General features: G+C 69.0%; 19 protein-coding genes. 13 read left to right on the forward strand and 6 right to left on the reverse strand.

What is annotated here, in order from left to right; genetic code table 11:
* The first annotated feature begins 38 nt into the window (after nucleotides 1-38).
* From AB0E56_RS02025 to AB0E56_RS02060, 8 genes are all read left to right on the forward strand, one after another.
* Nucleotides 39-1,214 carry an ROK family protein gene (locus AB0E56_RS02025; RefSeq protein ID WP_359796406.1) on the forward strand — a complete coding sequence of 392 codons (1,176 nt, stop codon included), beginning with the start codon at nucleotides 39-41 and terminating at the stop codon, nucleotides 1,212-1,214.
* Entirely contained in the window at nucleotides 1,211-2,230 is a 1,020-nt protein-coding gene (locus tag AB0E56_RS02030; protein ID WP_359796407.1) for a Gfo/Idh/MocA family oxidoreductase, read from the forward strand. The genes AB0E56_RS02025 and AB0E56_RS02030 overlap by 4 nt, the downstream gene beginning before the upstream one ends.
* Entirely contained in the window at nucleotides 2,227-3,252 is a 1,026-nt protein-coding gene (locus tag AB0E56_RS02035) for a Gfo/Idh/MocA family oxidoreductase (protein ID WP_359796408.1), read from the forward strand. Before AB0E56_RS02030 ends, AB0E56_RS02035 begins: the two co-directional genes overlap by 4 nt.
* A gap of 38 nt (nucleotides 3,253-3,290) precedes the next feature.
* Nucleotides 3,291-4,508, forward strand: coding sequence for an aminotransferase class III-fold pyridoxal phosphate-dependent enzyme (locus AB0E56_RS02040; protein WP_359796409.1), 1,218 nt, complete (start codon nucleotides 3,291-3,293; stop codon nucleotides 4,506-4,508).
* Nucleotides 4,505-5,254 carry an amidohydrolase family protein gene (locus AB0E56_RS02045; protein WP_359796410.1) on the forward strand — a complete coding sequence of 250 codons (750 nt, stop codon included), beginning with the start codon at nucleotides 4,505-4,507 and terminating at the stop codon, nucleotides 5,252-5,254. Before AB0E56_RS02040 ends, AB0E56_RS02045 begins: the two co-directional genes overlap by 4 nt.
* The gene (locus AB0E56_RS02050) at nucleotides 5,251-6,051 is read left to right on the forward strand and encodes an amidohydrolase family protein (RefSeq protein ID WP_359796411.1); all 801 of its coding nucleotides are present in this window, start codon (nucleotides 5,251-5,253) and stop codon (nucleotides 6,049-6,051) included. Before AB0E56_RS02045 ends, AB0E56_RS02050 begins: the two co-directional genes overlap by 4 nt.
* A gap of 79 nt (nucleotides 6,052-6,130) precedes the next feature.
* Nucleotides 6,131-6,925: an SDR family oxidoreductase gene (locus AB0E56_RS02055; RefSeq protein WP_359796412.1), complete on the forward strand. Its 795-nt coding sequence runs from the start codon at nucleotides 6,131-6,133 to the stop codon at nucleotides 6,923-6,925.
* Nucleotides 6,926-7,352: 427 nt separating this feature from the next.
* Nucleotides 7,353-8,357, forward strand: a complete 1,005-nt coding sequence (locus AB0E56_RS02060; protein WP_359796413.1) for a magnesium and cobalt transport protein CorA — start codon at nucleotides 7,353-7,355, stop codon at nucleotides 8,355-8,357.
* Here AB0E56_RS02060 and AB0E56_RS02065 read toward each other — a convergent pair.
* From AB0E56_RS02065 to AB0E56_RS02075, 3 genes are read right to left on the reverse strand one after another with little or no spacing between them, the layout of a single operon-like run.
* The gene (locus AB0E56_RS02065) at nucleotides 8,335-9,525 is read right to left on the reverse strand and encodes an MFS transporter (protein ID WP_359796414.1); all 1,191 of its coding nucleotides are present in this window, start codon (nucleotides 9,523-9,525) and stop codon (nucleotides 8,335-8,337) included. The genes AB0E56_RS02060 and AB0E56_RS02065 overlap by 23 nt on opposite strands.
* Before the next feature lie 33 nt (nucleotides 9,526-9,558).
* Nucleotides 9,559-11,028, reverse strand: coding sequence for an FAD/NAD(P)-binding protein (locus tag AB0E56_RS02070; RefSeq protein ID WP_359796415.1), 1,470 nt, complete (start codon nucleotides 11,026-11,028; stop codon nucleotides 9,559-9,561).
* A gap of 32 nt (nucleotides 11,029-11,060) precedes the next feature.
* Entirely contained in the window at nucleotides 11,061-11,354 is a 294-nt protein-coding gene (locus tag AB0E56_RS02075) for a hypothetical protein (RefSeq protein WP_359796416.1), read from the reverse strand.
* Nucleotides 11,355-11,500: 146 nt separating this feature from the next.
* On the opposite strand from AB0E56_RS02075, the gene AB0E56_RS02080 reads away from it, so the two are divergent.
* Nucleotides 11,501-11,836, forward strand: a complete 336-nt coding sequence (locus AB0E56_RS02080) for a hypothetical protein (protein WP_359796417.1) — start codon at nucleotides 11,501-11,503, stop codon at nucleotides 11,834-11,836.
* A gap of 138 nt (nucleotides 11,837-11,974) precedes the next feature.
* Nucleotides 11,975-12,253, forward strand: a complete 279-nt coding sequence (locus AB0E56_RS02085; protein WP_359796418.1) for a hypothetical protein — start codon at nucleotides 11,975-11,977, stop codon at nucleotides 12,251-12,253.
* On the opposite strand, the gene AB0E56_RS02090 is transcribed toward AB0E56_RS02085, so the two are convergent.
* Genes AB0E56_RS02090 through AB0E56_RS02100 form a run of 3 tightly spaced genes read right to left on the reverse strand, consistent with a single transcriptional unit; the run spans nucleotide 12,201 to nucleotide 14,362 of the window.
* Entirely contained in the window at nucleotides 12,201-12,620 is a 420-nt protein-coding gene (locus AB0E56_RS02090; RefSeq protein ID WP_359796419.1) for a hypothetical protein, read from the reverse strand. The genes AB0E56_RS02085 and AB0E56_RS02090 overlap by 53 nt on opposite strands.
* A gap of 31 nt (nucleotides 12,621-12,651) precedes the next feature.
* Complete coding sequence (locus AB0E56_RS02095) at nucleotides 12,652-13,191, reverse strand: cytochrome C5 (RefSeq protein ID WP_359796420.1); 540 nt, start codon at nucleotides 13,189-13,191, stop codon at nucleotides 12,652-12,654.
* Between the two features lie 37 nt (nucleotides 13,192-13,228).
* Nucleotides 13,229-14,362 (reverse strand): MFS transporter, encoded by a 1,134-nt coding sequence (locus tag AB0E56_RS02100; protein ID WP_359796421.1) that lies wholly within the window; start codon nucleotides 14,360-14,362, stop codon nucleotides 13,229-13,231.
* A 183-nt stretch (nucleotides 14,363-14,545) separates the two neighbouring features.
* Between AB0E56_RS02100 and AB0E56_RS02105 the strand changes: the two genes are divergently transcribed.
* The 3 genes from AB0E56_RS02105 to AB0E56_RS02115 all read left to right on the forward strand — a co-directional run bounded on the left by AB0E56_RS02105 (nucleotide 14,546) and on the right by AB0E56_RS02115 (nucleotide 17,788).
* Nucleotides 14,546-15,283 carry an SGNH/GDSL hydrolase family protein gene (locus tag AB0E56_RS02105; RefSeq protein WP_359796422.1) on the forward strand — a complete coding sequence of 246 codons (738 nt, stop codon included), beginning with the start codon at nucleotides 14,546-14,548 and terminating at the stop codon, nucleotides 15,281-15,283.
* Between the two features lie 412 nt (nucleotides 15,284-15,695).
* Nucleotides 15,696-16,436 (forward strand): peptidase E, encoded by a 741-nt coding sequence (locus tag AB0E56_RS02110; protein ID WP_183151514.1) that lies wholly within the window; start codon nucleotides 15,696-15,698, stop codon nucleotides 16,434-16,436.
* Nucleotides 16,433-17,788 carry an anaerobic C4-dicarboxylate transporter family protein gene (locus tag AB0E56_RS02115; protein WP_359796423.1) on the forward strand — a complete coding sequence of 452 codons (1,356 nt, stop codon included), beginning with the start codon at nucleotides 16,433-16,435 and terminating at the stop codon, nucleotides 17,786-17,788. The genes AB0E56_RS02110 and AB0E56_RS02115 overlap by 4 nt, the downstream gene beginning before the upstream one ends.
* The last annotated feature ends 10 nt before the right edge of the window (nucleotides 17,789-17,798 follow it).

The raw sequence follows: 17,798 nt of genomic DNA on the forward strand, positions 1-17,798 counted from the left end.
GATCGCACCCGACGACGGAGATGAGGAAGGGACCGCACATGGCCGTGACAAGTCCGCTCTCGATCGTCGCCCGCTCCGCGCTTCACCTGCGCGACGCGGGTCCCGCGACGGTCAACGACCTCTCGCGGTCCCTCGAGATCTCGCGCACCTCGGTCGAGAATGCGGTGACCGCTCTCGGTGACTCCGGATTGATCGTCGACGCACCGGTGCAGAACGGCGGCGGCGCCGGGCGTCCCGCCCGCCGCTACTCGTTCCATGCCGCCGCGGGCACCGTGGTCGGCGTCGACATCGGCGTGGCGAGCGTGCGCGTCGTCCTCGCCGACCTGGCCGGACTCGTCATCGCACAGCGCAGCTACTCGGGCGTCGCCGCGCAGCCCGACGGCGCCTCGAAGCTCGCCGCCGTCATCGACGACGTGCGCCGCACCCTCGCCGCGGTCTCGATACCTCCCTCGAAGGTCCGGGCCGTCGGCGTCTCGCTCCCCGGCATCGTCGACGATGCGGGGCGCGTGACCACCTCGGTCGTTATCCCCGAGTGGTCGGGGATCGACATCGGGTCACAGCTCCGCCAGGCGTTCGGCTGTCCGGTCGCCGTCGACAACGGTGTGCGGCTCGCGGCCGTCGCCGAGCACCACCTCGGCGTCGCTCAGCTCGTCGACGACGTCATCTACCTCTCGGTCGGCAACCGCATCGCGATGGGCCTCATCCTCGGCGGTCGTCCACGTCGCGGCATCCACAACGCCGCCGGAGACATCGGCCGCCTCGCATTCCGCGGGTTGAACACCGAGACCGGTCAGATCTCGTGGCAGACCGCCCCGACCGCCGCCGAGGTCTTCGCGAAGGCACGCGGTGGCGACCCGGCCGCCCAGCAGGAGCTCGACGCCTTCATCGACGAGCTCGCCCACGGCATCGCGACCCTGACGATGACGGTCGACCCGGCCATGATCGTGATCGGGGGCGGACTCTCCGCCGCGCACGAACAGCTGCTCGACCCGCTCCGCGCCGCCCTGCCCGGTCACCTCGGACTGCCGTTCCAGGTGCCGATCGCCGAGGCGCGCCTGGGGGCCGAGGCCGCGGCACACGGAGCCGTGGTCCACGCGTTCCAGCGCCACTCCGGCGAGATCTACGGGATCGCGGACATGCCGGCCCCGCCCATCACGCCCCTGCCGCTGGAATCGGCCGGAGCGGACGACGAAGACACCGAGGAGAAGCAGTGAGCACGTTGAAGGTCGGACTCATCGGCGCCGGAGGCATCTCCCGCGTGCACGCCGATGCCTGGCGCGCGCTGGGCGCCGAAGGGTACGTCACGTCCCTCGCGGGTGCGGAGGAGATCGCCGAGGAGTACGGCTTCCACCTCGTCTCCGACGTCGACGCGCTCATCGAGCTGGTCGACCTCGTCGACATCGTGACCCCCAGCAGCACCCACGCCGACTTCGCCCTGCGAGCCATCGCCGAGGGACGCGACGTGATCTGCGAGAAGCCCCTCGCCGCCACCGCCGAGGCAGCGACCGCCGTCGCCCGCGCCGCGCAGGATGCCGGTGTCCGCCTGTTCCCCGCCCACGTGGTGCGCTACATGGGCGAGTACGCGCAGATCAAGGCCGGCATCGACGCCGGGCGCATCGGCACGCTCGCGGTGCAGCGGTTCAGCCGCGCCGGCTCCGCACCCCAGACGCCCTGGTTCTTCCGGGAGAGCACGGGCGGCGGCGTCATCCGCGATCTGATGATCCACGACATCGACCAGGCGGTCTGGTTCGCCGGGCCCGTGGCCACGGTCTACGCCGTGCAGAACCCGCCGACCGTCGACGACCGTGTGCCCGCACCCGTCACCGCGCACGTGGTGCTGACCCACCGCAACGGCGTGATCAGCCATCTGCACGCGAGCTGGGTCGCTCCGGGCATGCCGTTCCGCACGAGCGTCGAGGCGTCGGGCACCGAAGGGCGACTGCGCTACGACAGCGCCGAGGACCACTCCCTTCGCACGGATGCCGTGCTCGATGCGGGCGCCACCGACTACCTCCCGCCCATGTCGCCCGAAGAAAGTCCGTACTTCGCGGAGATCTCCGACTTCGTCGCCGCCCTCCGTGAAGGACGCGAGGCGAAGGTCGGCCCTGACGACGGGATCGAGGCCGTCGCCGTCGCCGAGGCCGCGTACGCGTCGATCGCCTCCGGCGCCCCGGTCGCACTCTCCGCAGCCGTCGACTCCGCCGCCGATGCCGAGGAGGCCACCCGATGACCGCTCCTGCCCCGCTGCGGATCGCCGTGCTGTCGTTCGCGCACACGCACGCTCTCAGCTACGTGCACGCCCTGAAGGGGATGCCGGGGATCGAGCTGATCGCCGCCGACCCCGACGGTGCCACAGCGCCCGACGACGCCCCTCGCGGTGCGGCGCTGGCCGCCGAGCTGGGTGTCGCGTACGTCGAGACCTACGACGAGGCGTTCGCCTGGAAGCCGGATGCCGTCGTCATCGCGGCCGAGAACTCCCGCCATCGCGGTCTCGTCGAGCGGGCGGCCGCCGCCGGGGTGCACGTGCTGTGCGAGAAGCCGCTGGCCACGACGGTCGACGACGCGATCGCGATGCGCGAGGCCTGCGAGCGTGCCGGCGTCATCCTGATGGTCGCCTACCCCGTGCGCTTCGCGCCGGGCGTGCGCGACGCGGTGGCGGAGCTGCGCAGCGGTCGGCTGGGGCGCATCCTCGGCGTCACCGGGATCAACAACGGCACGCTCCCCCAGGACCGCGCCTGGTTCACCGACCCGGAGCTGGCCGGGGGCGGCGCACTGGTCGACCACGTCGTGCACTGCGCCGACATCCTCGACGAGCTCCTCGGCGAGCGCGCCGGATCCGTGCGCGCGGTGTCGAACAGCATCCTGTACGGGCAGCGCGAGCTCGAGGTCGAGACCGGCGGCCTGGTGACGATCCAGTACCCGAGCGGCGTCGTCGCGACGATCGACTGCTCGTGGAGCTGGCCGACGAGTTCACCGACCTGGGGCGGTCTCACGCTGCAGATCGTGGCCGAGCGCGGCACCGTCACGGTCAGCCCCTTCGCCAAGGGCGTGGCAGGGCACGATGCGCACGGCGAGACCTGGAGTCCGGTGGGAGCCGATCTCGACGCCCTGCTGCTCGCCGAGTTCGTCCGCGCCGTGCGCGAGGGGCGGCAGCCGCAGCCCGACGCCGGCGTCGGCATCCGCACGGTCGAGATCGCCACGGCCGCGCTGGCATCGGTCGCTCGGGGCGGCGCGGTCGTCGCGCTCTCCTAGATCACACCCCGAAGACGCCGACGGCAGAGAGGCCAGGCATGCACACTCCCCCGGCGGGCACCGGATGGCGCGAGCGCGCCCTGGCGGTGATGCCGGTCGGATCGAGCACGAACTCCAAGGCGCCGACCCTGCTTCCGGAGGAACCGGAGGTCATCGTCCGCGGGAGGGGTTGCCGCGTCTGGGACGACCGCGGGCGCGAGTTCATCGACTACCGGTGCGCGCTCGGACCCGTGACGCTCGGATACGCGGATCCGACCGTCGATGCGGCGATCCGCACCCAGCTCGACGACGGCATCCTCTTCGGCCATCCACACCCGCTCGAGACCACGACAGCCGAGCTCTTCTGCGCGCTCGTACCAGGCGCCGAGGCCGCGCGATTCCTCAAGACGGGCGGCGAGGCGCTGGCCGCCGTGATCCGCATCGCCCGCGCGCACACGGGCAGGGACCGGGTCGTGCAGATCGGCTACAACGGCTGGCTCAACTCCCTCGCCGCCGGCGCACGCGTGCTCCCCGGCGCGACCTCGGATGCCGTTCCGGGCGTGCCGGCGGCTCTCGCGGCGCTGCATCACGCGGTCGACTGGGAGGATCGGGGCGCCCTCGACCGCCTGTTCCTCACACGCGGATCCGAGATCGCGGTCATCCTGGTCGCCGCCGACTACCCGTCCATCCCCGAGGCGGCGGACTTCTACCGGTACCTGCGCGACCTCGCCGACCAGCACGGCACCCTGCTGGCCTACGACGAGATGGTCACCGGCTTCCGGGTGGCGATCGGAGGGATGGCCGAGGCCACGGGGGTGCTTCCCGACCTCTCGGTGTTCGGCAAGGGGATCGCGAACGGCATGCCTCTCTCCGTCTACTGCGGTCGCCGCGAGGTGCTGGGCGTCCTCGACCGGGGAGACGTCGTCGTCACCTCGACCTACGGCGGCGAGACCCTGTCGCTCGCCGCGGCCACCGCCACGATGACGGCGATCCGCGACCGCGATGTGACCGCGCGGCTGCACGCCACGGGGATGCGATTGCAGGTCGGGATGAACGAGCTCTTCGCTCACGGCGGCTGGGGGCTCCGACTGGTCGGCCACCCGGCGTGTCCGCAGTTCGTGGGATCCGATGCCGAGATCCGGAAGTTCCTGCGGGCATCCTTCCGGGAGGGGCTCTCGTTCTACCGCGTGGTGTACGTCAACGCCGCGCACACCGATGCCGACATCGACGAGACGCTGCGCCGGGTCGAGCGCGTCGTGCAGGAGACGACGGCGTGATCGGCATCGACGCCCACACCCACCTCGACGACGGTCGCTTCGACCCCGAGGTGTTCGTGGCCGGTGACCGGCTCGGCATCGACCTGTTCCTGTGCAGCAACCTCGGCGACTTTCGACCGCACCCGAGCCTCGACGACGTGCGGGACATGAACACGGTGCTGGCCGGCGAGTTGCGGAAGCACCCCGAGCGGCTGCGCGGCTACTGCTACGTGAACCCGCGTTTCGGCCGCGACAGCCTCGACGATCTGCGGCGCAACGTCGAGGACCGCGGGATGGTCGGCATCAAGCTCTGGATCGCGACGCTCGCCGACGACCCCGTCACCGACCCGATCCTCGAGTACGCGGCCGAGCACCGCCTCATCGTGCTCGCGCACGCGTGGCGCAAGACGGTCGGACGCTTCCCCTACGAATCCACGGCCGACCACATCGCCGCCGCCGCCCGCCGCCACCCCGATGTGCGATTCCTCATGGCGCACCTGGGCGGGCAACCGGAGTCGGCGGTGAACACGGTGCGCTCTTGTCCGAACGTCGCGGTCGACACCTCGGGCACGATCATCGGCGCTGGCGAGGTCGCTCTCGCCGTGCAGCGCCTCGGTTCCGACCGGGTGGTCTTCGGTTCGGACCTGCACCACATCGACCTCGCGGCCAACGTGGGCAAGGTGCTCGGGGCCGGGCTCGACGCCGACACGGAGAAGCGCGTCTTCGGGGGCACCGTGGCCCGCTGGCTCGCCGAGGTCGCCGCATGACCGGGCAGGCGCGGCGCATGCTCGGTGCGTTCGCCGACCTCGGAGCGGTCGACACCACCTGTTTCGTTGGCCAGTGGCCGTACCGGCTCGGCGCCGCCGCGGATGCCGACGACCTGCGCGCGCACGCCGAGCGATTCGGGCTGCGCGCCATCTGGGTCTCGCACCTCGCGTCGCTGTTCGGCTTCGATACGCGCACGGGGAACGAGGCCGTGCTCGCCGCCTGCGCCGACGACCCGCTCTTCCGCGTGGTCGTGACGATCGATCCGCGGGATGCGGACTGGACCGCACAGCTCGACGAGGCGATCGGCTCCGGGGCGCGCGGAGTGCGCGTCGCCCCGGGATTCCACCGCTACGACGTCGCCGGCGTGCGACCCGTGCTCGAAGCCTGCGGGGAACACGGCATCCCGCTGCAGCTGATCGCCCGGCTCGACGATGCCAGAGTTCGGCATCCGCTCTCCCCCGCGGTCGACATCGAGGTGCACCGGATCGCCGACCTCGTGCGCGAGGCCCCCACGCTGCCGATGCTGCTCAGCGGACTGAACCGCGCGGACTGGATCGAGCTGAACCGGCACCTCGGCGATGCCGCGCCGGAGCGGGTGCGACTCGACCTGTGGCATGTGAACGGCCCGACCCACGTCGCCGACCGCCTGGCCGAAGACCCGCAGCGGTGGGTGTTCGGCAGCGGATTCCCCGTGCAGACCCCCGAGGCGACGGCCCTTCAGCTCGCGGCCTCCGCCCTCCCGGCCGAGACGCTGCGTGCGATCACGTCCGGCAACGCCGCCGCCCTGCTCCCCTGAGGTCCATTCGAGCCTCGGGCATGAAAACTCCCCCGTTACGGTTGCATCAGCAGGCAGCATCCGTCACGGAGGGAACACCATGCGCATCGATCTGACAGGCAGGACCGCACTCGTCACCGGCTCGACGCAGGGCATCGGACGGGCGATCGCGACGACACTGGCCGATGCCGGTGCGCGCGTCGCGGTGAACGGTCGACGAGGCGACACCGTCGAGACCGTGATCGCCGAGCTGCGGGCCGAGAACCCGGATCGCGACCTGATCGCCGCTGCCGGAGACGTCACGACGCCGGCGGGGACGGATACGGTGCTGGCGGCGACCGGCGACATCGACATCCTCGTCAACAACCTCGGCATCTTCGGCGCGACCCCCGCCATGGACATCACCGACGACGAATGGCGCCGCTACTTCGACGTGAACGTGCTCGCGGCGGTCCGACTCATCCGCGCGACGCTGCCCGGGATGATGGAGCGCGGCTGGGGCCGGGTGCTCGACATCGCGAGTGACTCTGCGGTCGTGATCCCCGCGGAGATGATCCACTACGGCATGTCAAAGACCGCTCTCCTCGCGGTGTCGCGCGGCTTCGCGAAGGAGGCGGCCGGCACGGGCGTGACCGTGAACTCGGTGCTCGCCGGTCCGACGCACACCGGCGGGGTCGAGGACTTCGTCTACTCCCTGGTCGACCCGAACCTCCCGTGGGACGAGGCACAGCGCGAGTTCATGCGGCTGCACCGCCCGCAGTCGCTCCTGCAACGGCTGATCGAGCCGGAGGAGATCGCGAACATGGTCGCCTACCTCGCCTCGCCCCTCGCCTCGGCGACGACCGGGGCCGCGGTCCGCGTCGACGGCGGGTACATCGACTCGATCGTCCCCTGAACGGACGCGCACACCCGCCCGGTGCGCCCCTCCTCCCGCCCCCGGCTCCCCCGCTCCGGCTCCGCTGTACGGATGTCGGGAGAGCGGACGGATGTCGGGCGACACGCCGCTCGTCGGGCCTGCAAGCGTGCATCCGTCCGACAGGTGCTCCGCCCCCGAACTCGCGCGGGCACCTCCCAGGCGACGGGAGTATGCTGGCACGTCGGGCGACCCGGTCCGAATGAGTCCCGGAAGGCGGTGATGGCGATGTCCGACGATAGTAACGACGCCGCCACCGCTGCGTCGCGACTCCCTGCGCTCTCGCGTTGACCCCCGGTCCGCGATCCGCACGTCCTTCTCCGCAGCCGTCGGCGGCGTCATCCGCCCCCTGACGAATCCGCGCACGGTGCTCTCTGCTGCCGTGCACCTGCGAGAACGGAGCCGCATCATGGCGCTCATCGACAACGGCGTGTACGTCCACGGACGTCGCGTGGAGACCCCCAAGAACCTGGACGAGACCTACCGGATGCTGGATGCCGCCGGCGGCATCGCCTGGATCGGCCTGTATCGGCCCAGCCCCGAAGAGGTGGCGTCGGTCGCTCGCGAATTCGACCTGCATCCGCTCGCCGTCGAGGATGCGCTCTCCGGGCACCAGCGCTCGAAGGTGGAGCGCTACGGCGACACCCTGTTCGCCGTGCTGCGCCCGGCGCGGTACCGCGACAAGGAGGAGTCGATCGAGTTCGGCGAGCTGCACCTCTTCGTCGGGCCTGACTTCGTGGTGACCATCCGGCACGCCGAGTCACCGAACCTCGCCGCCGTGCGCGCCCGCATGGAGGCCCACCCCGAACTGCTCGCGATGGGACCGGAGGCGGTGCTGTACGCGATCCTCGATGAGGTCGTCGACGGCTACGAGCCGATCGTCGCCGGGCTGTTGAACGACATCGACGAGATCGAGGACCAGCTCTTCGGCGACGGTGCGGACGACAGCGCGCTCTCCCGCCGCATCTATGAGCTCTCGCGCGAGGTCATCAACTTCCAGCGGGCCGTGCACCCCCTCACCGGGATGCTGGAGTGGCTGCGTCGGGGATCAGCGAAGTACCGCATCGACGAGGAACTCCAGCGGTCGCTGCGTGACGTGCTCGACCACACGATCCGCGTCAACGAGAAGATCGACTCCTTCCGCGCGATCCTCGAGAACGCGCTGACCGTGCACTCCGCACTCGTCGCCCGCCGTCAGACCGAGGCCGGGCTGGCTCAGAACGACGAGATCAAGAAGATCTCCTCCTGGGCCGCCATCATCTTCGCCCCGACGCTGGTCGGCACGGTGTACGGCATGAACTTCGACGTGATGCCCGAGCTGCACTGGGCCTTCGGATACCCCATGGCCATCGGCGCGATGGCCGTCTTCGCGGTCGGCCTCTACGGGGTGTTCAAGTACAAGAAGTGGCTGTGACTCGCCGGGGTGCGCCGGGGAAGACCAGTGTGGCGAGCGCCGCTGGAATGAACCCGAGTACCAGGGTCGCGCTTCCCCAGCCGAGATGCAGCGCCAGCGCACCCGCCGCCGCCTGGGGAACGAAAGCACCGAGCGACGTGGCTGCGTTGTTGAGTCCGAGTGCCGTACCCGCTTGGCCGGGGCCCGCGAGGGTGGCGATGTGGGCGAAATGAGCGCCCTGCCACGCGCAGCTGGCGATGCCGGCGATCACGAGAGCGGTGAACGACGCCGAAGCGGGCAATCGGCTTCCTAGGGCGACGACGACGAGGCAGACAGCTTGCACGATGGCCGACGCCCGGACAACCGCAGCGCGGCTCATCCATCGAATGACGTCGGTGCCGACTCCCGCAGCAACACGGAGCGCGCCACCGACGAGCTGCATCATGGCGGCGGCTGTCACACCCGCGAGCGGCGGATACCCGTGCTCCTCGGCGAGGAGCGCCGCCGCGAACGTCAAGACGAAGAACTGGGATACGTCGAGGAGCAGCCCGCTCGCGGCGACCCGCCAGACCCCGATCCTGCGAAGCGCAGACCGCGCAGGATTCCGCGCGACGACGGCGGTCGGTTCCGCACGTTTCGGCGGGTCGAACACGATGACCCAGACGAGAAGGGCACACGATACGCACGCGACCGCGAAAACACCGAAGGTCGCCGCGGGTCCCCACCCAGTGAGCAACCAGGAATAGGCGAGCGTGCCGACCGCGCCGCCGACGGGGACTGCGGCGACCCGCAATGACAGAAGTGTGCCGTGACGTCGAGTCCCGAACCATCCGAGAACGGCACTACCGCTGGGGCCCGTGACGGCACCGCCCATACCGGCGCCGATGAACAGCAAGCTCGCGAGCACCCATACCGCTGGTCGCGCGCTCGAGGAGACGACGGCGAGAGCTGCGAGAGCGAGGGCCGCGCCGACGACGCCGATGAGGAGAACTCGACGCTCGCCCACGCGATCGGCAGCCAGCCCCCACGGGAACTCGGTGAGCACCACCGCGATGCTGCCCCCACCCAGCACCACAGCGAGTCCGACCGCGGAGAGATCGAGCGAACTTCGAAGGAGGATCGACGAAGCAGGCAAGCCGAGGAACGTCGCGCTGAACACCATCTGCGAGAACAAGCCGACACCGAACATGGCCCAGCGGTTCTTCCTCCGGCCCCGCACGCGTCACCGACCATTCGACGAGCGTGCGGGTGGCGACATCGACTGCACCGCCGCGTCATGACGTCGCAGCGCGTCGTCGACCGCCTCGGGAATGGTCCGGAGGATGCTGTCGAGCGCGTTCACGTAGTATCGAGCGCCTTGCGCCAGGCTGCCGATGGCGTACAACGACACGCGCGCTCCGCTCGCACCGACTACTTGCCAGCTTCCGTAATTCACACGCAGGCCGCCGAAGTCGTCGCACATTGCGAGCCCACCTTCGATCAAGCTCCGCATCAACGGGCTGTTCATGTCCGCAACCGATTCGTCTGCTCCGAGCCGTGCGGAAATGAGAAAGTCGACTTCTTCTCGTTCAGCGTTGTCGAACACGAGTGCGCCGTCGTCCACGCGTCGGAATCTCGACCGAACCTGGATTTGACCCGACTCCCATGCGTGTTCGATCATCGCGGCGGTCGTTGGAGGCATCGGGTTGCACCACGCCTGGAAGTACGGATGCAGCCACCTGCGGAAAACTCTTCGACTGAGGTTGTCGAGAAGGTGCCACGCGTCCGCCATGGCCTCGTCGCACAGCGAAACGAGCAGTGCACGCCAGCGATCTTCCGCCCCGCCCCCCGTTCTGAGCGAGCCCTCTGGGCTCGTCTCGTGCCGCAACAGTCGTATCGGAACCTCAAGGCTGATGCCGTGTTCCTGCGCCTCACGCTCAACCAGCTGGAGGAGTTGGCGCAGATCAAGGGACTTCATCTGCGCGAGCAGCGCACGGGTCAGGACCACCGGGGCGATCGGCTCCGTGACTCGCGGGCCGGGAAGCACTCCTCGGCGCGACGCAATTGTGATTCGTCCGCGATAGCCGTGGGAGAGAAGACCTCGAACAACGTCGATCGCCGTCAGGCCGGTGCCTATGACGCCGACATGAGACGCAGCCATCGCGTGAAGGATCGTATCCGCCAGGGGATATGCAGGAGCCCCGTCACCGACGGTCTCGTCTTGGCAGCCCCATCCGACGCAGAGGGAGACGACATCGAACTGGTCGAATCGTGCGGTCTCGGTGCTCAACGAATAGAGGTCGCGCTCATTTCGAGTCACAGAGATCACGCGTGAAGGAACGCAATGCAGCGTCCCTGCACGACCCACCCACCGACGCTTGAGCATTTCGAAACACTCAGCCAGGTAGTCTCCGAACACGGAGCGAGGAACGTACGGACCCGGATGAATGCTGCTGTGTCGAACCCATCGCGAGAAGTCGCTTGCGTCCTCCACTCGGATAGACATCATCGTCGCGGGCGCATTGAGGAGTGGTTCGATGTGATCCTCTGTGTATGCCAGCCCTCGCGCTGAAAGCTCTGGGTCCCTGAAGGAGGGATCGAACAGGGTGAGGTCCAGGGTGTCTGGACTTCGATCTGTCAGCGTCAGTGCTGTCGCCAAGCCCGCGGCACCGACCCCGATGACAGCGACACGAATGGCATTCGGAGAACTCACCCTGTCATATGTAACATTTCACGATGTAGTTTTCAATTCAGTCCGCGGTCGGCCTTTACGGGGTGTTCAAGTACAAGAAGTGGCTGTGACTCGTCGGGGTGCGCCGGGGAAGACCAGGGTCGGCCGCGACTGACCGGCCCCTCACCGAGTTCGACCAGACGGGACTCGAGAGCACGCGCCTCGTCTTCCAGCCGGGTCTGTTGATCGTGGAAGGCGAGACCGCCTCCGACACTCAGTCCGCTCAACCAGGACTCGTGCTGCCGTCGTCGCACCTCGTCGAGTCGACGTCGCAGATCCTGGATCTCTTCGCGCTCGTCGCCGGCCATGCGCACAGCGTACGCGGCGACTGGGGATGGCTCGCTGGTAGCAGCAGACAGCACTTACGCTATCCACAACTCGCACGCGCAGAATGCGAACTCTGTCGCCGGCTGGATCCAGTACACGCTGACCTCGCAAGACTAGGCCCAGGAGCATGATGGACGACCAGCGCAGCGCACCACCGCGGATCGGTGACAACCTGGCGTGGGTGAGTCTCTTCGTGGCGGTCGTCTCTGCTCTGTTCGTTCTGGCGCGGACCCTCGAGATCGCGGGCTGCTCCGGTCAATGCGAGTACCCGACACTCGAGACCGTAACCCGCGGATTCTGGATGACTGACCTGATCGTCTTCGCCCTCACCACGGTCGCGTACCTCTTCACAAGATCTCGACTCCGTTCGGCGTGGATCCTCCCGGCAGCCGGTATCACCATCACACTGATCGCACTTCTCATCACGAATCTCGTGATGAACGGCGCGCTGAATCGCGGTTAGGCACACCGGCCGTCGAGAGCACGCAGTCTTCACGCGGCGCGACAGCCTGATCCGCCGCGGGGATCAGCTTCCGTTGACCCGACTGCGCGGGGTGTTCACACGGATGAAGGGGTGGGAGGCGCGGGATAGGATCGCCGCGTGGACGAGGACCGAGAGAATCTGCTGATGCGCAAAGAGATCATCGACGGATACATCGCGGCGCTCGAGAACCCCCAGGAGCTCCTTCGCGTCTGCGCGCGCGGCTCGGGGGACTCCGACGAGTTGAGAGCGGCAGTCGGCCGGGCGTTCGGTGTCAGCGAGGTCGCAGCGGACGCGATCCTCAGCCTGCAGGTGAGGCGTTTCACACCGCGCGTCCTCGCGCAGTTCAAAGACGAGAGCGCGGACTACGAGCGCCGCCTGTCGGCCGGGCCATCCTGACGACGGCGGGCAGAGCGACCGCGGCGACCACCCAGAAGCCGGCGCCCCAGATGACGACGTCGCCGACGAACGGCACCCAGTCGTACTCGGTCGGGTAGCTGATCCCGGTGCGCCCGGTCAGACGCAGCACCACGTCGTTGGGATACGCGGCGAACGGGTTCGACGAATGATCCTGCGTGACCCAGGGGAGCGGGAACCCGAACCGCACGGCGGCGAGGTCGGCGTCGGCGTGCACGGGAACCCGCTGGACGACGGTGATCCACCACGTGCCCACGAGGCCGAACACCGCCGAGGCGAGCGCGACCAGGAAGGCGTTCGCTCTCGTGGTGCGGCGGGGTGCCGGTTCGGCGACGGATCGAGAAGGCATGCCGTGCAGTCGCGTCGGGCGCTCGGCGCGCTCAGTCCTCGTCGCGGCTGATGTCGTCGAGCAGGTCGTCCAGGGTGTCGAAGTCGACGGTCTCGGACCCGTCGAGTTCGCGCACCTCGACGCCGTCGACCTCGAGCTCCTCGTCGAGCTGCACGAGGATCCGCGACTCGGGGAACTGCTTCGGGGCGAGGAACGCCAGCAGCACGGCATCCGCGAACACCACCACCGACGTCGCCTCCAGATCGTCACGCAGGTCGATCTGCTCGATCACGGGCTCATCGTCCACGGCGTCGTCGATCTCGGTCGCCACCTCATCGATCACCGCGCGCCACCGGGACTCGCCGACCGACAGGACGCGCGACAGCGCCGCGATCAGCGCCTCGTGATCGACATCCTCACCCGCCTCGTCGTCGTCGTCCTCGAGTTCCGGATCGACGTTCACGTTCACCACGGTGCCGGCCGCGTCGATGCTGGCACGGCCGTACACGAGGCCGTTCTCTGCGATCGGGTCTTCGAGCAACCCGGTCTCGACGATGCGGGCGAGGAGGTTGTCGAGCACAGGCGAGGTCATACGTCCAGTCTTTCGCATCCGGCGACGACACGGGCGATCACCGGCCCCGCAGCAGTGGCGTGAGCAGCGCCGCCGCAGCCGTGAGGATCGCCGAGACGAACAGCACACCGGGCGCGCCGACGCTCGAATACGCGACGCCAGCGACCGCGGGTCCGGCGACAGCACCCAGGTTCAACGCCGCCGTGGCATAGGCCCCACCGAGCACGGGCGCACCCGTGGCTTCGCCGACGATGCGCGCGATCAGCGCGGCGCCGACGGCGAACGACACCATCCCACCGACCATCGCGCCAAGGAAGACAGCAGGAACAGAACCCGCTCCCAGGGCGCACAGCACCCACACGACCGTCCCGGCCGCGGCGCCGACCGACACCCACGCGCGGCCGACGCGCGCAGCCCACCGCCCCGTCGCGGCGACACCGAGGAAGGCTCCGATCCCGAACACGGCGAGGAGCAGCGGGATCCACGCATCCTCCACCCCGGCATCCGCGCCGATCACGGCCAGAAAGGTGAACGCACCGAAGGTCGCGGCGTTCACGAGGACGGCGAGCACCACGGCCAGAAGCACCGGGGGACGACGCAGTTCGGCGACCTCCGTCCGCAGCCGGATCTTCGGCGGATGGGGCGTCGCACCGAGCGTCCGATCGAGGAGCAGCGCGATCACCGCAGGGAGGCACAGCAGCACGACCGCCCAGAACGTGGACCGCCAGCCGAAGGCGTTCGCGAGCGCGGCGCCGGCGGGACCGCCGACGATCGTGGCGAGTGTCGTCCCCGCGAGGAGCACCGCGACCGCGCGCGTGACACGTTCCGGAGCCACGATGCCGCGCACGGTCGCGAGCGCGATCGCGAGGAAGCCGGCGTTCGCCAATGCCGCGAGCACGCGGCTGAGCAGGAGCAACCAGAACGAGGATGCGAGCGCCCCCACCACGTGGGCCGCGATGAAGAGGAGGAGCAGCAAGACCAGCGCCCGGCGCGGGCGCCACCGGCTGCCGAACAGCGCCATGACCGGCGCGCCGACCACCATTCCGACAGCGAACGCCGAGGTCAGCAGTGCGGCGACGGACGGCTCGACGCCGAGGTCGAACGAGAGGGGGAGGAGAAGACCGGCGAGCATGAACTCGCTGGTGCCCTGGGCGAAGATCGCCAGAGCGAGGACAGGGATGAGCAGAGGCATGAGGCATCCAGACGAAGGGACACCGTCGGCAACGCGGGAGCGTGCGGGCGGCGAACGAGCGGAAGGGTCGACGAGGATGCGGGGAGCACGCGACGCGCGCTCGACCCGCGATCTACGGTCTGTCCGACTCAGGGCTCACGCGTCCACCGTATCCCACGGGGCGCGACCGATAAGCTCGGAGCCGTGCCGAACGCCGACTCCTCCGCCTCCGCATCCGCCACCTCCGACCGTCGCCGGATCGCGGCCGCGCTCGCCGCTCCCGAGCCGCTGAACTGGGTCATCACCGGTGACTCCATCACGCACGGACTCGTGCACACGCAGGGCGCCCGCAGCTACCCGGAGCACCTGCACGAGCTCATCCGCGGCGAGTTGGAGCGCGTGCGCGACGTCGTGCTCAACACGGCGATCAGCGGCAACCGGATCGTCGACCTCCTCGACGACTGGGACCGCCGCGTCGCCTCATGGCACCCCGATGTGGTCACCCTCATGATCGGTACGAACGACGCCTCGGACGGCGGGCCGCGCGAAGTCATCTCCGCGGCCGACTACGCCGCCTCGCTGCGGGAGTTCGTCGCGCGTGTGCGTGCGCTCGGCGCGGTCCCGGTGCTGCAGACGCCGCCCGCGATCGACATCCGGAACGCCCCGGAGCGCGCCCGCATCGGCGAATTCGCGGACGCCGTGCGACAGGTCGCGGCAAGCGAGGACGTGATCCTGGTCGACCAGTACGCGCGCTTCGCCGACCTCGGCGCAGGCGGAGTCCCGTGGGGACTCATGAACGACCCGTTCCACCCGAACGCCGCCGGCCACGCTGCCCTCGCGCTCGAACTCGCCACCGCCCTCGGTGTGCGGCCGCAGGCGCCCCGCTCGCGCACGCTGCCGCTGCTCGAAGGACTCATCGTCGGCGGGCGCCTGAACGGCTGAGCTGCCGAACGGCCGAGCTGCCGAGCCGGCGTCGTCTCGTGCGTCGGCATGGGGGCGCGCGGCAACGCGTCCCCATGCCGAAAGCGGGGCCTTCCCCTTCAGGCCCACTGCACGCCCTCCCCAGAGGCACACCCTCCCCAGAAGGGTGCTCTTCTCAGCGCAGGCGACCGAGGCGGAGGGGGAGAGACCACGGCCGCCTGCGCCGCCCGACGTCAGCATCGATCGCATCGACCCAGACGAGCGGAGTGTCCACGCCCAGCGAACCGGACGAACCAACAGACGGCTAACATGTTACATCATGTCATGTGAGATTGCTGTGAGAGCGGTCTCTCTGCTCCCTCAGAACCGGTGGACGCCGGGCATGACGAGCCAGTATGTTGAGCGCATCTGCCGTGGTCGAGGGGGGTAGTCGATGTCGCACGTCGTCGCAACAGGGGCCGGGAAGGCCATGATGGAGCGTCGGAACGATCCGACGCACGAGTACATCCTCGGACTCACCGGCAGAGAACGACCGCGGGTCCTCTTCGTCGGAACGGCGACCGGCGACGATGCCGCGTACATCGTGAGCTTCTACTCGACCTACGACTCCGACAGGTGCGCGCCCCACCACCTCCCGCTGTTCCACCGCGCCGTGGACGACCTCGCCGGGTTCGTGAAGGGCTTCGACGTGATCCACGTCGGCGGCGGCAACACGGCGAACATGCTCGATGTATGGAAGCGACAGGGACTCGACGAGATCATGCGCGAGATGTGGGAGGACCCCAACTCGAACGTCGTCTTCACCGGGGGCAGCGCCGGCGGCATCTGCTGGTTCGAGGGCGGCACCACCGACAGCTACGGCCCGACACTGCAGGTGCTGCCCGAGGGTCTCGGCTTCCTGCACGGCAGCTTCTGTCCGCACTATGACGCCGAAGACCAGCGTCGTCCTCTGTTCCACGCCTCGCTTCTCAGCGGGGAGCTCTCGACGGGCTACGCCGTGGGCAACCTGCAGTCCCTGCACTTCGAGAACTCCGAGTTCGTCACCGCGGTGAGCCCGGTCGAGGATGCCCTCGCGCTCAAGGTCGAGGCCATCGACGGGAAGATCGTCGAGACCGCACTGTCGACCACCGTGCTCACCGGCTCCGCTCCGATCGTGAAGGGGCCGTCGTCATGAACGACAACGTGTGGATCCTCGTCGCCCAGCTGATCGTCGTGATCGGGGCGATCTACATGGGCACCCGCACGAGCGGGATCGGCCTCGGCGTCTGGGGTCTGGTCGGCGTCGCCGTCCTGGTGTTCCTGTTCGGCGAGGCACCGGGCAACGCCCCCGTCGACGCGGTCTTCATCGTCATCACCGTGATCACCGCCGCGTCCACCATGCAGGCGGCAGGCGGCATCGACTGGATGGTGTCGGTCGCGGCGAAGGTCATCAGGCGCAGGCCCAAGTCCGTGGTGTTCCTCGCGCCGGCCATGTCGTTCCTGTTCACGGTCGGCGCCGGAACGGGGAACATCTTCTACCCGCTGCTGCCCGTGATCTACGACGTCTCGTATCAGCAGAAGATCCGTCCGGAACGCGCCCTGTCGGTCTCGGCCGTGGCCTCCCAGGTCGGCATCCTCTGCTCGCCCGTCTCGGCGGCGACCGCGTCGATGGTGGTGCTGCTCGCCCCGCAGGGTGTCGACCTCGGCGGCCTGCTGCTCATCATGTGGCCGGCGTCGATCGCCGGACTCTTCGTGGCCGCTCTCGTCATGATGCGGCACGGGAAGGACCTCGACGACGACCCGGAGTTCCAGCGCCGACTGGCCGAGGGGCAGATCAAGCCGCCGGTCACCGACGCGCACGAGAACAAGCTGTCTCCGACCGCCGTCCTCTCGGCCTCATTGTTCCTCGCCGGCGTCGGTGTCATCGTGCTGTTCGGCCTGTTCGAGAATCTGCGTCCGATCATCGGCACCGATGACGGCGGCGACCCGGTACGCCTCAGCGTCACGGTCATCATCGAGGTCACGATGGGCATCATCGCCGCCCTGATCTTCGTGTTCTGCAAGGTGAAGGCCGCAGACGTCCCCAAGCAGCCCACGTTCCCCGCCGGCATCGTCGGGGCCATCGCCCTCTTCGGAATCGCCTGGCTCGCCAACACGTTCGTCGCGGCGAACCAGACCCTCATCGTCGACGGGCTCGGATCCGTCGTCTCCGGCTCGTCGGCCTTCCTCGGCGCGCTGCTCTTCGCGCTGGCCCTGTTCGCCGTCGCGATGCTCACGACGAGCCAGTCCAGCGCCACGAACGCCATCGTCCCCATCGGCATCACGATCGGCCTGCCCGCCTCACTGCTGGTCGGACTGTGGCCGTCCGCCATGGGCATCTACACGCTGCCCGCCAACGGCAGCCAGGTCGCGACGGTGGCGTTCGACCAGACGGGCACGACCAAGATGGGCAAGTTCGTCTTCGACCACTCGTTCCAGCTGCCGAACCTGATCTACGTGGCCGTCGCGATCCTCGTCGGAGTCCCGCTCTCGTTCCTGTTCACCTGACCTGACCGCT

Source organism: Microbacterium sp. NPDC028030, assembly GCF_040637855.1.
Taxonomy (GTDB): domain Bacteria; phylum Actinomycetota; class Actinomycetes; order Actinomycetales; family Microbacteriaceae; genus Microbacterium.

What these genes read in the sequence shown, in the direction of transcription:
- AB0E56_RS02025 (WP_359796406.1), top strand. Translation starts at nt 39, where the DNA reads ATGGCCGTGACAAGTCCGCTCTCGATCGTCGCCCGCTCCGCGCTTCAC.
- AB0E56_RS02035 (WP_359796408.1), top strand. Translation starts at nt 2,227, where the DNA reads ATGACCGCTCCTGCCCCGCTGCGGATCGCCGTGCTGTCGTTCGCGCAC.
- AB0E56_RS02040 (WP_359796409.1), top strand. Translation starts at nt 3,291, where the DNA reads ATGCACACTCCCCCGGCGGGCACCGGATGGCGCGAGCGCGCCCTGGCG.
- AB0E56_RS02050 (WP_359796411.1), top strand. Translation starts at nt 5,251, where the DNA reads ATGACCGGGCAGGCGCGGCGCATGCTCGGTGCGTTCGCCGACCTCGGA.
- AB0E56_RS02055 (WP_359796412.1), top strand. Translation starts at nt 6,131, where the DNA reads ATGCGCATCGATCTGACAGGCAGGACCGCACTCGTCACCGGCTCGACG.
- AB0E56_RS02060 (WP_359796413.1), top strand. Translation starts at nt 7,353, where the DNA reads ATGGCGCTCATCGACAACGGCGTGTACGTCCACGGACGTCGCGTGGAG.
- AB0E56_RS02065 (WP_359796414.1), bottom strand. Translation starts at nt 9,525, where the DNA reads ATGTTCGGTGTCGGCTTGTTCTCGCAGATGGTGTTCAGCGCGACGTTC.
- AB0E56_RS02075 (WP_359796416.1), bottom strand. Translation starts at nt 11,354, where the DNA reads ATGGCCGGCGACGAGCGCGAAGAGATCCAGGATCTGCGACGTCGACTC.
- AB0E56_RS02080 (WP_359796417.1), top strand. Translation starts at nt 11,501, where the DNA reads ATGATGGACGACCAGCGCAGCGCACCACCGCGGATCGGTGACAACCTG.
- AB0E56_RS02090 (WP_359796419.1), bottom strand. Translation starts at nt 12,620, where the DNA reads ATGCCTTCTCGATCCGTCGCCGAACCGGCACCCCGCCGCACCACGAGA.
- AB0E56_RS02095 (WP_359796420.1), bottom strand. Translation starts at nt 13,191, where the DNA reads ATGACCTCGCCTGTGCTCGACAACCTCCTCGCCCGCATCGTCGAGACC.
- AB0E56_RS02100 (WP_359796421.1), bottom strand. Translation starts at nt 14,362, where the DNA reads ATGCCTCTGCTCATCCCTGTCCTCGCTCTGGCGATCTTCGCCCAGGGC.
- AB0E56_RS02110 (WP_183151514.1), top strand. Translation starts at nt 15,696, where the DNA reads ATGTCGCACGTCGTCGCAACAGGGGCCGGGAAGGCCATGATGGAGCGT.
- AB0E56_RS02115 (WP_359796423.1), top strand. Translation starts at nt 16,433, where the DNA reads ATGAACGACAACGTGTGGATCCTCGTCGCCCAGCTGATCGTCGTGATC.